The organism is Amycolatopsis sp. 195334CR (assembly GCF_017309385.1).
Taxonomy (GTDB): Bacteria; Actinomycetota; Actinomycetes; order Mycobacteriales; family Pseudonocardiaceae; genus Amycolatopsis.
On record NZ_JAFJMJ010000001.1, the window covers coordinates 3,912,854 to 3,926,051 of the forward strand.

At 70.3% G+C, this 13,198-nt stretch carries 17 protein-coding genes; 7 read left to right on the forward strand and 10 right to left on the reverse strand.

Translation table 11 applies throughout. The features are described from left to right. Positions 1–85 precede the first annotated feature (85 nt). The 3 genes from JYK18_RS19130 to JYK18_RS19140 are packed head-to-tail and all read left to right on the forward strand — an operon-like array spanning position 86 to position 1,692. Positions 86–250 (forward strand): hypothetical protein, encoded by a 165-nt coding sequence (locus JYK18_RS19130; protein ID WP_206803326.1) that lies wholly within the window; start codon positions 86–88, stop codon positions 248–250. Between the two features lie 21 nt (positions 251–271). Further along, positions 272–739, forward strand: coding sequence for a MarR family winged helix-turn-helix transcriptional regulator (locus JYK18_RS19135; RefSeq protein WP_206803327.1), 468 nt, complete (start codon positions 272–274; stop codon positions 737–739). A gap of 38 nt (positions 740–777) precedes the next feature. Then, positions 778–1,692, forward strand: coding sequence for an LLM class flavin-dependent oxidoreductase (locus JYK18_RS19140; RefSeq protein ID WP_206803328.1), 915 nt, complete (start codon positions 778–780; stop codon positions 1,690–1,692). Here JYK18_RS19140 and JYK18_RS19145 read toward each other — a convergent pair. Together JYK18_RS19145 and JYK18_RS19150 are read right to left on the reverse strand one after the other, a co-directional pair. After that, positions 1,675–2,382 (reverse strand): bifunctional 2-polyprenyl-6-hydroxyphenol methylase/3-demethylubiquinol 3-O-methyltransferase UbiG, encoded by a 708-nt coding sequence (locus JYK18_RS19145; RefSeq protein ID WP_206803329.1) that lies wholly within the window; start codon positions 2,380–2,382, stop codon positions 1,675–1,677. The genes JYK18_RS19140 and JYK18_RS19145 overlap by 18 nt on opposite strands. Next, positions 2,379–3,416, reverse strand: a complete 1,038-nt coding sequence (locus JYK18_RS19150) for a DNA polymerase IV (RefSeq protein WP_206803330.1) — start codon at positions 3,414–3,416, stop codon at positions 2,379–2,381. The genes JYK18_RS19145 and JYK18_RS19150 overlap by 4 nt, the downstream gene beginning before the upstream one ends. A gap of 116 nt (positions 3,417–3,532) precedes the next feature. Between JYK18_RS19150 and JYK18_RS19155 the strand changes: the two genes are divergently transcribed. The 3 genes from JYK18_RS19155 to JYK18_RS19165 all read left to right on the forward strand — a co-directional run bounded on the left by JYK18_RS19155 (position 3,533) and on the right by JYK18_RS19165 (position 6,855). After that, the gene (locus tag JYK18_RS19155) at positions 3,533–4,027 is read left to right on the forward strand and encodes an SRPBCC family protein (protein WP_206803331.1); all 495 of its coding nucleotides are present in this window, start codon (positions 3,533–3,535) and stop codon (positions 4,025–4,027) included. Between the two features lie 55 nt (positions 4,028–4,082). Then, positions 4,083–5,477 carry a S9 family peptidase gene (locus JYK18_RS47530; protein WP_277992172.1) on the forward strand — a complete coding sequence of 465 codons (1,395 nt, stop codon included), beginning with the start codon at positions 4,083–4,085 and terminating at the stop codon, positions 5,475–5,477. 295 nt (positions 5,478–5,772) lie between these two features. After that, positions 5,773–6,855 carry an IS110 family transposase gene (locus JYK18_RS19165; RefSeq protein WP_206803332.1) on the forward strand — a complete coding sequence of 361 codons (1,083 nt, stop codon included), beginning with the start codon at positions 5,773–5,775 and terminating at the stop codon, positions 6,853–6,855. Positions 6,856–6,889: 34 nt separating this feature from the next. Here the strand turns inward: JYK18_RS19165 and JYK18_RS19170 are convergent, their stop codons facing one another. The 8 genes from JYK18_RS19170 to JYK18_RS19205 form a co-directional block, all read right to left on the reverse strand. Further along, entirely contained in the window at positions 6,890–7,486 is a 597-nt protein-coding gene (locus JYK18_RS19170; protein WP_307795954.1) for a peroxidase-related enzyme, read from the reverse strand. Beyond that, positions 7,444–7,866, reverse strand: coding sequence for a DUF6187 family protein (locus tag JYK18_RS19175; protein WP_206803333.1), 423 nt, complete (start codon positions 7,864–7,866; stop codon positions 7,444–7,446). The genes JYK18_RS19170 and JYK18_RS19175 overlap by 43 nt, the downstream gene beginning before the upstream one ends. After that, a complete protein-coding gene (locus JYK18_RS19180; protein WP_206803334.1) occupies positions 7,859–9,178 on the reverse strand; it encodes an FAD-dependent oxidoreductase in 1,320 nt (439 codons plus the stop codon). The genes JYK18_RS19175 and JYK18_RS19180 overlap by 8 nt, the downstream gene beginning before the upstream one ends. Positions 9,179–9,181: 3 nt before the next feature. Continuing rightward, positions 9,182–9,667, reverse strand: coding sequence for a DUF6423 family protein (locus tag JYK18_RS19185; RefSeq protein WP_194240373.1), 486 nt, complete (start codon positions 9,665–9,667; stop codon positions 9,182–9,184). A gap of 263 nt (positions 9,668–9,930) precedes the next feature. Beyond that, complete coding sequence (locus tag JYK18_RS19190; protein WP_206803335.1) at positions 9,931–10,233, reverse strand: DUF6235 family protein; 303 nt, start codon at positions 10,231–10,233, stop codon at positions 9,931–9,933. A 168-nt stretch (positions 10,234–10,401) separates the two neighbouring features. Next, positions 10,402–10,863 (reverse strand): hypothetical protein, encoded by a 462-nt coding sequence (locus JYK18_RS19195; protein ID WP_242579272.1) that lies wholly within the window; start codon positions 10,861–10,863, stop codon positions 10,402–10,404. Positions 10,864–10,978: 115 nt separating this feature from the next. Continuing rightward, on the reverse strand, positions 10,979–11,371 hold the full coding sequence (locus JYK18_RS19200) for a YchJ family protein (RefSeq protein WP_206803336.1): 393 nt from the start codon (positions 11,369–11,371) through the stop codon (positions 10,979–10,981). A 34-nt stretch (positions 11,372–11,405) separates the two neighbouring features. Next, positions 11,406–12,755: a hypothetical protein gene (locus JYK18_RS19205; protein ID WP_206803337.1), complete on the reverse strand. Its 1,350-nt coding sequence runs from the start codon at positions 12,753–12,755 to the stop codon at positions 11,406–11,408. 44 nt (positions 12,756–12,799) lie between these two features. On the opposite strand from JYK18_RS19205, the gene JYK18_RS19210 reads away from it, so the two are divergent. Then, entirely contained in the window at positions 12,800–13,165 is a 366-nt protein-coding gene (locus tag JYK18_RS19210; protein ID WP_206803338.1) for a PH domain-containing protein, read from the forward strand. Positions 13,166–13,198: the final 33 nt, after the last annotated feature.

A 13,198-nucleotide genomic window follows, 5' to 3' on the forward strand; every position in this document is an offset into this window, starting at 1 on the left:
GAATCGAGGTGCGTGAGAGTCAGAATTTAGTGACCCAGGGCACACTGGGACAGGTAGTGCGCAGTTCGGCAACGGAGGTCCGCTGATGGAGTACTCGAACCACGGGGAGAACCCGGTCGCCACCACGCTGGCGCCGGACCTCATCGAGGAGGCCTTCGGCGTGGACCCGGCGGCCGAGGCGTCCGCGGTGCCGCCGCCGCGGAAGCACCGCGAATACGTCGAGGGCCCGATCGTGCTCGGTTACAACTGATCGCTGGCTAGGCTCGCTCGCATGGGTGAGCTCGAGGGCACGATCGGGGTGGTGGCCGGCCTCGTGCGGTCGGCCTTCCTGGTGAACGCGGTGTACGCCGAGTCAGGACGCGAGCACGGGATCACCCCGCAGCAGGGGCAGTTGCTGTGCGTGCTGATGGGCGGCCCGCGCGGGATGAGCGAGCTGGGCGCGATGCTCGGCCTGGCCAAGTCCAGCCTGACCGGGCTGGTCGACCGCGGTGAGCGCAACGGCCTGACCCGGCGTGAACCGGATCCGGCGGACACGCGCGCGGTCCGGGTCGCGCTGACCGAGGACGGCGCGGTGCTGGCCGCGGAGTTCTACGCCGAAACCTGCCGTCGCGTCGAACGGCTCACCGACGGGCTCGGGGACGCCGACCGGGCGGCGCTGGGCGAGCTGCTCGGCCGGGTGGTGCGGGACAACGAGGTGCCGGAGGTCTTTCTCGAGGTTGCAGTTCGTGATGCGAACTAATATAGTTCGTGGCACGAACTCAATTTCTGGGGGAACTCATGAACGTGCTCTTCGGCTTCGGGACCGTGCACGACGTCGCTGACCGCGCGGCCCTCCTGGGCAGCGTCGAGCAGGCCGACCGCGACGGGCTGGACCACTTCTCGATGAGCGATCACCCGTACCTCGGCGCGCGGCTGGACGCCTACGCCACGGTCGGGTTCGCGCTCGGCCGCACCGAGCGGATCTCCGGGTTGGTCAACGTCACCAACCTGCCGACCAGGCCGGCGCCGATGCTCGCGCGCACGGTGACCTCGCTGGCCGCGCTGTCGGAGGGGCGGCTCGTGCTCGGCATGGGCGCGGGCGGGCTCTGGGACCGGATCGCCGACCTCGGCGTGGCGCCGCTTTCGCCGGGTGAGGCGGTGGACGCCTTCGAGGAGGGCATCACGCTGATCAGGAAGCTCGCCGGTGGCGGACCCGCGATCACCCACGACGGACGCCACTACCGGGTGCGCGAGATCGAACCGGCGCCGTTCGCGGCCCCGCCGGTGTGGACTGGTTCGGTCGGCCGGAAGTCGCTCGCCGCCACCGGCCGGGTGGCCGACGGCTGGATCCCCGGGCACGCGGCGGACTGGCTCAGCAAGCGGTACCGCGAGTCGCGCCCGGTGATCGACGAGGCGGCGGTGTCCGTCGGCCGCGACCCGAGCGAGATCCGCACGGTCTACAACCTGCCCGGGCGGATCACCGCGGAGCCGCTGGCGGCCACGCGTGATCGCGAGGGTCGCTGGCTCGGCGGCTCGCCCTCGCAGTGGGTCGAGGAACTGACCGGCGCGGTACTGGACCACGGTGCTTCGGGCTTCACGCTCTTCGGCCCGTCCGGCGGCTCGCCGGACCCGGTCACGCTGAGCCGGTGGGCTTCGGAGGTCGCCCCGGCGGTCCGTGAGGCGGTCGCCCAGCGCTCAGGGCTTCTCGGCTGAGACGAGCAGGAAGTTCGGCAGGCGCACGTATCCGGTGAGCCCGGGTTCGTGCACCTCCGCCGGGTCCAGTCCGGGTTCGGCGACTTCGCGCAACCGGCACCCGAGCGCGGCGAGTTCGTTCAGATAGGCCGAGAGCGGCCGGTGGAAGTCCGTCGCGGCCGGGCCAGGGATCTCGTACTCGACCAGGTACTCGCGCACGCGGTACTCGCCGTGCTCCCGCCACGAGCGGTACAACTGCTCGAACGCGGGGTGCACCACGGCGAACACGAAGAGCCCGCCGGGCCGCAGCGCGTCCACGCAGGCGCGCATGGCGGGCCGCCAGTCGGGGATCGCCATCAGGACCATGCTGCACACCACGGCGTCGAACTCCTCGCCGAGCTCGGGCAGCCGGGTCAGGTCCGCCTGGTGGTAGGTGACCCCTTCGCCCTGCTCGCGGGCGAACTCGACCATGCGCGCCGCGGGCTCGATCCCGACCACCCGTGCCCCGCGCCCGGCGAGCATCCGGCTGAAGTAGCCGTTGCCGCAGCCCGCGTCCAGCACCAGCCGGCCGCGCACGTCACCCAGCAACCGCAGCAGTTCCGGGTTCACCAGGTGCCGTTTGGCGAAGTCCCCGTCCCGGGCCGTGGCCGTCATCCCGGCTCGGGTGGCGGAAGCGTTCCACTGCCTGATCGCGGCCTCGTTCGCGGTCATCGGTCCTCCGGTGGGGTGAATTCGGCGCGCACGCCCAGCAGGCGCACCGGCCGCCCCAGCTCGAAGCGGCCGAACACCTCCAGCGCCGCCTCCTCCAGTTCGGCGCCGTCGGTGGTCGGGGCGGGCAGCGTCTTGCTGCGCGTGTGGGTGAGGAACGGGGCGAACCGCACCTTCACCGCGACCCGCACCGCCGGGCGGCCCTCCGCCAGCACGTCCTGGGTGACGCGCGCCGCGAGCTTCCGGATCTCCTCGGCCAGTTCACCCGGATCGGTGAGGTTCTGCTGGAAGGTGGTCTCCCGGCTGCGCGAACGCGCCACCCACGGAGTGCTGGTCACCTCGGTGTCGCCGACGCCCAGCGCCAGGATCCGGTACCACGGCCCCATCGTCGGGCCGAAGCGCGCGGCCAGCGCCTTCGGGTCCGCCGCGGCGAGTTCGGCCACTGTGGACACATCGAGCTCGGCGAGCTTCTTCGCCGTCTTGCGGCCGATGCCCCAGAGCGCCTCGGTCGGGCGCTCGTGCATCACCTCGGCCCAGTTCGCCGCGGTCAGCCGGAAGACCCCGGCCGGTTTGGCGAAGCCGGTGGCGAGCTTGGCCCGCAGCTTGTTGTCCCCGATGCCGACCGAAGAGGACAGTCCGGTCCGCTCGGTGATCGCCGCGCGGACGCGGTTCGCCAGTTCCTCGGGGTCGTCGGTCTCGGCGCCGATGAAGCCTTCGTCCCAGCCCATCACCTCGACCACCACCGGGAACTCCCGCACGGCGGCGAACACCCGCTCGGAGACCTCCTCGTAGGCGGGCGCGTCGGTCGGCAGGAACACCGCGTCCGGGCAGCGCTTGGCGGCCAGCCGCAGCGGCATGCCCGAGTCGATGCCGAAGGCGCGCGCCTCGTAGGAGGCGGTGGCCACCACCGCGCGCTCGGCCGGATCGCCGTTGCCGCCGACCACCACCGGTCGTCCGCGCAGCTCGGGGTGCCGCGCCACCTCCACCGCGGCGATGAACTGGTCGAGATCCACGTGCAGGACCCAGCTTTCCGGCATCTGCCCAGTGTGCACGCCGAACCGGGGTTGACATGTGACCTTTTGGTCACATAACCTGCCGTGGACAGGCGGTACAGCAGGCGCGGCGAGCCCGAAAACGAGCTGGAGGACAACCCATGAGCACCGAGACCACGCAGATCCACCGCGTCTACATCAAGGCGACCCCGGAGCGGGTCTGGGAGGCCATCACCTCGCCGGACTGGAACGGCAAGTACGGCTACGGCGCGCCCGCGAAGTACGACCTGCGCCCCGGCGGCAAGTACGAGGCCTACACCAACGACCAGATGAAGGCCTACGACCCGAACCTCGGCGACATCGCGGTGGACGGCGAGGTGGTCGAGGTCGATCCGCCGCGCAAGCTGGTGCAGACCTGGCGGATGTGCATGGACCAGGGCATGAAGGAAGAAGGGTTCACCCGGCTGACGTGGCAGATTGATCCCAGTGTCGACGGCGTGTGCAAGCTGACCGTGACCCACGAGCTCACCGGTGCGCCGAAGCTGGCCGACATGGTCGACGGCGGTCAGGAACACGTCGGTGCCGGTGGTGGCTGGGCGTTCGTGCTCAGCGACCTCAAGTCGCTGGTGGAGACCGGGGCGCCGCTGGCCGGCTGAACCCGCGGCGGCCGGGACCCCTCCCGGTGGCCGCCGACCTGCGAGGACGGAGATCATGGACCTGCGCTCGAGGAGGTGGGGCAGGGCGCTGGTGCTGGTGGTCGTCCTGCTCGCCGGCCTGTTCACCGCTGCCCCCGCGACCGCGGCCGGGCGGCAGACCCACACCGGGGTGATCGGCGGTGCGGCCTTCCGGGTGGAGACCCCGGAGCGCTGGAACGGCACGCTCGTGCTGTACAGCCACGCCTACTTCAGCGACGGGCTGCCGATCCCGCCGGAGGTCTGGCTGGCGAACCGCAAGGAAACCGAGAACTGGTTGCTGGCCAACGGGTACGCGCTGGCCGCGTCCGACTACGATGGCCGGTTCGGGTTCGCCGTGGAACCGGCGTTGCGCGACCAGGTGGCGGTGCTGGACTGGTTCGAGCGCAACGTCGGCAAGCCGCGGCGGACCGTCGCGAGTGGAATGTCGATGGGTGGCGGCATCGCGGTGCTGCTGGCCGAGCGGAACCCGCGGCGGATCTCCGGGGTGGTGGCGACCTGCGCGGACATCGACCACCTGGCGCCGTACAACATGTCGCTGGACGTGACCTTCGCGATCCGCACGCTGCTGGCGCCCGGTGAGGACATCGACCTGGTGCTCGCGGACGACCCGGCGGCCAGCACGCAGGCGCTGCTGGCGGCGGTCGAACGCGCACTGTCCACTCCGGAGGGTCGCGCGCGGCTCACCCTGGCCGGTGCCTTCGGCAACCTGCCGCCGTGGAAGCACGCGCACCACGCGCCGCCGGTCGAGCTGGTGGAGCGGATCAAGCAGCAGGCGGGCTGGGCGCAGAGCTCGTCCTCGGCGCTGGGGCCCGCGGGGCGCGCCGACCTGGAACGCCGGGCGGGCGGGAATCCGGCCTGGAACGCAGGCGTCGACTACGGACGGCAGCTGGCGGCTTCGAGCCAGCGGGGCCTGGTGGAGGAGGCGTACCGGGCGGCGGGTCTCGACCTGGGGGCGGATCTGGCGCGCCTCGCGGTCGAGCCGCGCATCGCGCCGGACGCGTCGGCCGTCGGGTACATGTACCGGTACGCCATTCCGCGGGGGATCACGCCCGCGCCGGTGCTGACCCTGCACAACACCGGGGACGGCGGGGCTTCGACGGACCAGGAGCAGTGGTACGCGGCGCAGGTCGCCCGGAGCGGTGATCCGGACCGGGTGCGCCAGGTCTTTTCGGCGCGGGGCAACCACTGCGCGTTCAGCGGGGCCGAGGAGATCGTGAGCCTGCGGACGATGTTCGACCGGGTGGAGACGGGGCGCTGGCCGGACACCTCGCCCGCCGCGTTGAACACGGCGGCGGCGGCTTTCGGGCCGGAGTACCACGTGGTGACGAACTTCGGTGACTTCGCGGATGCTGTGCTGGCGCCGTCGTTCGTGGAGCACGCGCCGGCTCGGTTGCAGCGTCCGTCACGCTGACCGCAAAACGAATGTGGCTTTCCTGGCGTCAGGAAAGCCACAGTGATGATGGTGTGTATGGACGGGGGCTGCCCGGGGGCTTGGCCCGGAAAGCCACTGATGCCCTGGCCGGGGTTGTCTTGCGAATGATCTGCCGGTTCCGGGGTGGTCTCCGTTCGTGCACGTCACCAGGCCAGGGGATGTGACTTGATAGGAGCCTGTGCCACCAGGACACCCATCACTGTGCTGTCCACCCCTGCTGGCCCGGTACGTGCCCTCCCTGACCACTGAACACCACGGGACGGCAGAGACCAGGATGACTGATCAGCACGGCATCGTCGACACTGCCCAGCACACCGCGGTGATCGCCGGGGTCGATACCCATAAAGACACCCACACCGCCGCCGCGCTCGATCCTGTCGGCCGGGTACTGGGCACGCACACCTTCCCGGCCACCACCGCCGGCTACACCGCGCTGGGCACCTGGCTGGCCGGGTTCGGCACGGTGTCCGCGGCCGGGGTGGAGGGCACCGGTTCCTACGGCGCGGGCCTGGCCCGCTACCTGGCCGGCGAGGGTGTCACGGTGGTGGAGGTCAACCAGCCCGACCGGCATGCCCGCCGCCGCAAGGGAAAGACCGACACCCAGGACGCGATCAACACCGCCCGCGCCGTCCTGGCCGGCCACGCTGAGGCCACCCCCAAAGCCGGCACCGGGCCCGCCGCCGCGATCACCGCCCTGCGCACCGCGCTGACCAGCGCGGTCAAATCCCGCACCGCCGCGCTCAACCAGCTCCACGCCCTGATCGTCACCGCCCCCGCCCCGCTACGCGAATCCTTGTCCGGCCTGACCGGCACAACCCTGATCAGGGCCTGCGCCCGGCTGCGCCCCGGCACCGACCTCACCAGCCCCGTCAACGCCACGAAAACCGCGCTCCGCCGCCTCGCCCGGCGCATCACCGACCTCACCACCGAGATCACCGACGCCAAAACCGACCTGAACACCCTGACCCGCCAGGTCCTGCCCGCCACCACCGCCGTGTTCGGCGTCGGCCCCGACACCGCCGCCCAGCTCCTGGCCACCGCCGGAGACAACCCCGACCGCATCACCACCGAAGCCCAGTTCGCCCACCTCTGCGGCACCGCCCCGATCGACGCCAGCAGCGGCCGCAACAACCGCCACCGCCTCAACCGCGGCGGCGACCGCCACGCCAACGCCGCCCTCCACCGAATAGTGATCGTCCGCCTGCGCCACTGCCCCCGCACCCGCGCCTACCTCGAACGACGCACCCGCGAAGGCCTCCCCAAACGACACATCATCCGCTGCCTCAAACGCTACGTCGCACGCGAAATCCACCGAACCATCACCACAGACATAGCCAACCTCGCAACAACCCCTTGACCTCAATAGGAGCATCATTCGTTGCAGGTGAAGATCAGTCCAGTAGGGTGGCGAGGCCGGTGTAGCCGCCGTCGGCCAGGCGTTTGCCCGAGACGGCGAAGTAGTCCGGGGAGGATTCCACGCCGAGGCCCTCCACCATGCGGTTCATGAAGTTGAACAAAGCGCACACCAGCACCGCGTCGTGCAGGGCCTTTTCGTCCCAGCCGGCGGCGTACACGGCTTCCGCGTCCGCCTCGGTCATACGCGCGGGGGTGCGCGTCAGCTTGCCGACATAGGCCAGTACCGGCTTCATCCGCGCCTCCACCGGGGAAGCGTCGAGATCGGTCAACGCCGCCACCAGCAGGCCTTCCGGCACGCCGAACTGCTCGGCCGTCACCGTGTGCACACCGTGGCAGTAATCGCAGCCGTTGAGCCCCGAAACATAGGCGGCGATCAGTTCCCGTTCACCCGCCGAAAACGGGGAAGGGGAGCGCATCACCAATTCGTGGTAATCGAGCAGCGGGCGCGCGGTTTCCGGGAACTTCCGGAAAACCGAGAGCAGCGCCGAATCCGTGCCCAATGACTTCAGGAAAGACATCGGCGAATCCTTCAGGAAGAGTGACGGTCGATTTCCTCGCGCCGCAGCCAGCACGCGGCCAGATAGGCCACTGTGGACGGTCCGGCCTCGCCGAGGTCGCAGTCGCCCAGCAGGCGGAGGGTTTGCTCCCAGGCGAGCCGCAACGAGGCGGCATCCGGGGCCGGGCCGCCGCCGGCGGCGAGGGCGTCGCGGGCGGCCAGCCAGCGACTGGTGCCCGCGGCCACCAGGGCGTCGAGCGAGAACTGCAGTGGTGCGTCGTGCCGGGCGTGGTCCACCGCCAGGGTGACCTGCCCGGGATCGTCGAACAGGGACGCGAGCCCGAGCCCGGCGAGCAGCCGCCGGGCGTCGAGCCCCATCAGGATCACGCCGACCTCGGCCGACGCCGAACCGTCCACCGACGGCAGCGAGAACAGGGTGTCACGCGGACTAGACACCGGCGACCGCCTTCGTCGTCAGCAGTGGTTCACCGCGTTGCACGCCGTGCGCCACGGCCGCCGCGACGCGCGCGGTGGCCACCCGGTGGCCGTCGATGTTGCGCGCCGCCGGGCCGAGTGCCATGCCCGCCGCCGCACCGACCGCGAACACCCGCGGCGCCCGGCAGTAGGCCAGCGACCGCTCGTCGAGGTCCGGCCAGCCGTTGCGCTCGCCGACGAGCTCCTCCGGCATCAGCTGGTCCCCGATCCACGGCACCGTGCCCAGCGCCAGCGCGATGTGGTCACCACGCACCACCGAGCCGTCGGCCAGCCGGACCTCACCGGTGCGGACCCCGGTCACCTGCTGCCCGCGGTGCACGACCAGCCTGCCGTCCGCCTCCGCCCGCTCCAGCCCCGGCCGGAACTCGAACATCACCGACGCCCGCCGGAACATGCCCATCAGCCCGAGCCGGTCCTCCCAGCTCACGCTGTCGAACCGGTTGCGGCCCTCGGGGCGGAAGAACGACGAGTTCACGTCCGCGCACTGGTACCGCTCGCCGGTCTCCCGGAACACCCAGTGCACCTTGGCGCCCCGGGCGAGCCCGTTCGAGATCAGGTGCGCGGCCGACAACCCGGCCCCCACCACGATCAGCTCTTCGGTCCCTTCAGGTGCCCGTTCGTCCCAATACCGGACACCCTCCGGAGTTTCCAGGCCGGACCACCAGCCACCAGGTGCCTGGCGCCGCTCCTCGCCGGTGCACAGCACCACGAACCGCGCCGACACCTCGTGCTCGCCCGCCCGCACGGTGACCGAGTTCTTGCCCGGCAGCACCGCGTGGACGTTGGCCTGCCAGGTCCGTTCGGTCACCCGGTGGGTCGAGGCGACCTGGCGGCAGTAGGCCTCGAACACGTCGACCGGGACCACCGACCGGTGCCCGGCCTGCGCCATCCGGACCTCACGGCGTTCCACCGGGGTCAGCCGCGCCCAGTTCAGCCGCGCGAAGTCGAGCAGTTCGCAGTCGCGGTACCCCTCCGCGCCGGGGTGGTGCTCGTAGGGGGAGCGCAGCACGCGCTGGCCGAGGGTGTCCACCCGGTCGAAGAACCGGCCGCACGGGCGGGTCCCGCGATCGAACAGGACGAGGTCGCGCACTCCGTGGTGCCAGAGCGCGGCGGCGACCGCCAGGCCGGCCGGGCCGGCCCCGACGATCACCGCGTCGGCGGTGCGAGGGGGCTCGTCGAGCCTCGCCGCACCGCCGAGAGCGGCGGGGAGCGGCCAGTCACGGCCGCGCGGGGAGTCCAGGAGGTGGGGCTCCGGGACGAAGACGGTCGGCACGAATCACCCGACGATGGTCACGGGCACGATCAGCTCGACCACCTGGCGCTGCGGCATGCCGTTGGTGATCAGGCCGTCGAGCGTCTCGGCCGACTTCTCGGCGCTGTCGGTGGCGATCGGGCTGTAGCGGGAGTAGGCGTAGGCGGGGTTCGTGCCGCCGGTCTCCAGCGTGTACACCTTCAGCACCGCTTCGCCGGGCCGGACCTCACCGTCGTAGAAGGTCACCCGCCGCTGGTCCGGGGTCATGAAGGTCTTCGAGAACTGGCGCGACATCAGCATGGTGTCGGCGTCGTTGACGATGGTGGAGTCCTCGTCGGTGGTGACCTGCATGGCCACCCAGGTCTTGTCGGTCAGGTTGGTCTCGGACTTGATGATCTGCCACCGGCCGGGCTCGGGCAGGTTCACCGTGACCGACACGTCGTGGTCGGTGGTGTCGATCGCGCCGGTGATCATCAGCACCCGGCGGGCCACGTCGGCCACGCCCGCCATTTGAATGTCACGCGCGCGCACGCGGCCCGAAACGTCGAGGCCGGGAAATTCCGGGTTTTCCGGTGAATCCATTTTATTTACTCCTCGCAATTCCCGGCGAAGAACGCCCCATTTGTCAACCGAAACAAAGAGTTTCACACGGTCAGGGGGCTGTCAAGGAGTCGGTTATAGGTGTGATTGGACCTCATGTGGAAATGTGAAATCCTCATCCCGGAACGGCCGCGACTGGTCCATTCGGCCGATGGGCGGCGCGGCGGTTCGGGCTAAGCCGCGGCCGGCGGTGCCTCGGGGGGAGCCTCCGGCAGCCCGGCGTCCTCGGGCGTGCCGATGAACACCACGCCGAACGAGTCGAAGTGGTGCAGCCTGATCTTGACCAGCAGCTTGGGCCGGACCCGGACGTAGAACTCCTCGGCCCGGTCCTCGTCGTCGATGATCTCGTAGGTGCGGAAGACCGATCCGTCCAGCACCGTGAACAGCGCCGTGTACAGCGCGTTCTTCTCCGCCTGGTACGCCTCGGCGGCCCAGTGCTCGATCACCCGGATCCCGGACCGCAGTCTCGCGCTCATGGTCATCTGGCCGGCCTCCTCCAACGGGCTCCAGCCGATCCTGACAAAGGAGCACAGCGACGCACGCCCCGAAGCCACCCACTCCCGACCCCACCCGCGTGCACCTACCCATGGTGCTCCACCGGTCACCGGGAGTCTTCTTCGATCTTGCGTGCTTCCGGCACGGCTTCAGCACATGCGGACCTCCACCGGCGGGCTGAACCGGGTCCGCTTGGACCAGCCCTGCTCGGCGCCGATGGAAAGAATGAGGCTGCGGTCCGACGGTGCCCAATAACCGATGCGCTGGAAATAGGTTTCCATCGTGCACAGCTTTTCGCAGGTGCGTTTCCCGCTGATCAGGTCCCAGCCCCATTGGCGGCCGCTGGCCTCACCGCCGTTGCGCCGGACGAACATGCGCGGATTGCCGATTTCGCGGTAGTAGGCGTGCCCGGCGACGATCCGCAGCCTGCCGTCGATCAGGTAGCTGTGGTTGTCGTTGTACAGGCTGAGCAGGCCGGCGATCTCGAACTCCACGCTGCCGCTCTTCGGGCCGGTCAGCGTCCAGCGCAGGCGGAAGTCCTTGATGCCGTCGTCGTCTTCGGCCGCAGCCTGGCTGCCCGTCGCGTTTTCCGGTGCCGTGCTCGACGACATGTCCGCCTCCCGTCCAAGACCGTGGATGTCCGATTTTTACGGTATTGCCGCTGAACGGAAACGCAATGCGGGCCGGGGGATTTCACTCGAAGAGGTAGGACGAATTCTTTTCGCGTTACCGATCGGCTAGTGCGATCAGGTACCACCACTGACCACCCTCGCGGAGGAATCTGCTGTTCTCCCGTAACTCGCCGTCATGCCCGTGCGCCCGGTACCGCGCCACGAATTCCACCGTGCCTTCGGTGTGCAGCAGGCCGCCGCCGGTGCGCCCGAGTATTTCCAGCGAGGTCCACCGCTGCGCCGGATCGAACTCGATCGAGGCCGGGCGGGTGTCCGGGTGCCAGGTGCGCAGCAGGTAGTCCGCGTCGGCGACGGCGAACGCGCTGAACCGCGACCGCATCAGCTGCTCGGCGGTGGCCGCGGTGGCTTCGCCGTCGTGCAGGCGGCCGCAGCAACCGGGGTACGGCTCACCCGATCCACACGGGCAGGGGCGGCTCTTTCGCGACATGCGGTGATTGCACCACAGCGCGCTCCCCGGACCATCAGTAGTCCGGGCGGTCCTCCTCCGTCGGGGGCGGGTCGAGCACGTTGGCCAACGCCCGCCCGGCGTGGGCGTCCCCGGCCTCGGCGCGGTCGGCCAGCTCCTGGAACAGGCGTTTCCGCACCAGCACCCGGGCCAGGTGGTGGGCCACGCCCGCATGCCCGGCCTCGACCAGCGACCGGAGTTCGTCGTCGCGGCCCTGCTCCTCCAGCGCGTCCAGGTAGTTGATCCACGCGCCGTTGCCGCCGCCGTTCAGCGCGCGGGCGCGGTAGGTGTCGAGATCCGGCTTCGGCGGCGGTGGTTTGCGCGCGGCTCGGCGAGCCCGGTTGGCGAGTTCGCGCTGCGCCACTTCGGAGCCGGATTCGGCGTACCGGCGCAGGTCCTCGTCACGCCCCTGCTCGCGGAACAGCTGGACCAGCGCCTGCTCGGCCAGCTCCCCGCCCTCGTCCGCCAGCCGGCGCAGCGTTCGCTCGTCACCCCGTTCACGGAAGGCGGTGATCCAATAGATCTTGGCCCACGCGTGGCCCGCTTCGGCGTACGGCCGCAGTTCGTCGGTCAGCCGCAGCCTGCCCAGCACGTCGATCAGCAGGTCCCTGGCCTTGAGGTCCCCGGCGTCGGCGAACTCGCGCAACCCGGCCACGTCCTTCTGCCTGGCCAGCAGCTCGAGCAGTTCTCGATGGGCGTTCCGGCTGGTGGTGGCGAGGGCGCGCAGCTCGTCGGTGCGGCCGAGGGCGCCCAGCAGCCGCTCCCGCGTCGAATCACCCCCGGGACCCGCCCAGGTCAGTGCTTCGAGCGCCTTTTCGAGTTCGCCGTTCTTTTCGTAGTGGTACGCCAGGGTGCCGGCCACACTCGTGTCGCCGGCGCGGGCCAGGCGTTCGACCTCGGCGGGTTCGCCGGCGCGCAGCAGGTGCCGGACGTAGGCGGACCTGCTGGCCCAGTCGCCCGCTTCGGCGTCCGCGCGCACCTCGTCCAGCCTGCCGAGCCGGATGAGCAGCCAGGGCAGTTCCGTGGCGGCGTGGTACGACCCGGCGGCCGCCCTGGCCCGCAGTTCGCCGATCGCCTCCTGCGCGACCAGCCGTCGGACGAGGATCTCCTCCGACGGCCGGTGCCCCTGGTCGGCCAGCGCGCGCAGGCCGGTCAGGTCGTCGTCGAACGAGCGCTGCACGGCCATCCGCCGGATCGCGTAGGCGTTGCCCGCGGCTTCGAGCGCGGGCAGTTCGTTCTCCCAGCCGAGCAGGGCGCCCAGGTCGTCGTACAGTTCCGCGGCGAAGGTGCTCCCGGCGTACGCGCGGTCCCGCAGTTCCGCGAACGAACCCGAGACGACCAGCTCGCGGACATCGTCACTCCCCATGGTGCGACGGTACGGTGAAGATCAAGCCGACGAGGGGGTTTTCGATGGACAAGCCGGTGTTCGACAGGCGAGCGCAGTACGAGCAGATCGTCAGCGGGTTGCTGGAGGGGGAGAAGGTGATCGCGGTCTACGACGCCATCGGCGCGGGCACCGGGTTCATCGGCATCACCGACCGGCGGGTGATCGTGCAGGACAAGTCGTTCGTCGGCAAGAAGACCGCGCTGGTCTCGCTGCCGTACGCGAAGATCACCAGCGTCGCGGTGGTGTCGAACAAGAGCTGGACCGGCGGCTTCTTCAGCACCAGCTCGATCGCGGTGACCGCGGGCGCGAGCGTGCACGAGGTCGAGTTCCGCGGCCACGACAAGGCCCACCACGCGCACAACGCGATCCTCTGGCACATCACCCGCTGACCCACCGGTGTTATTCGTCAGGTCCGTGTTGGA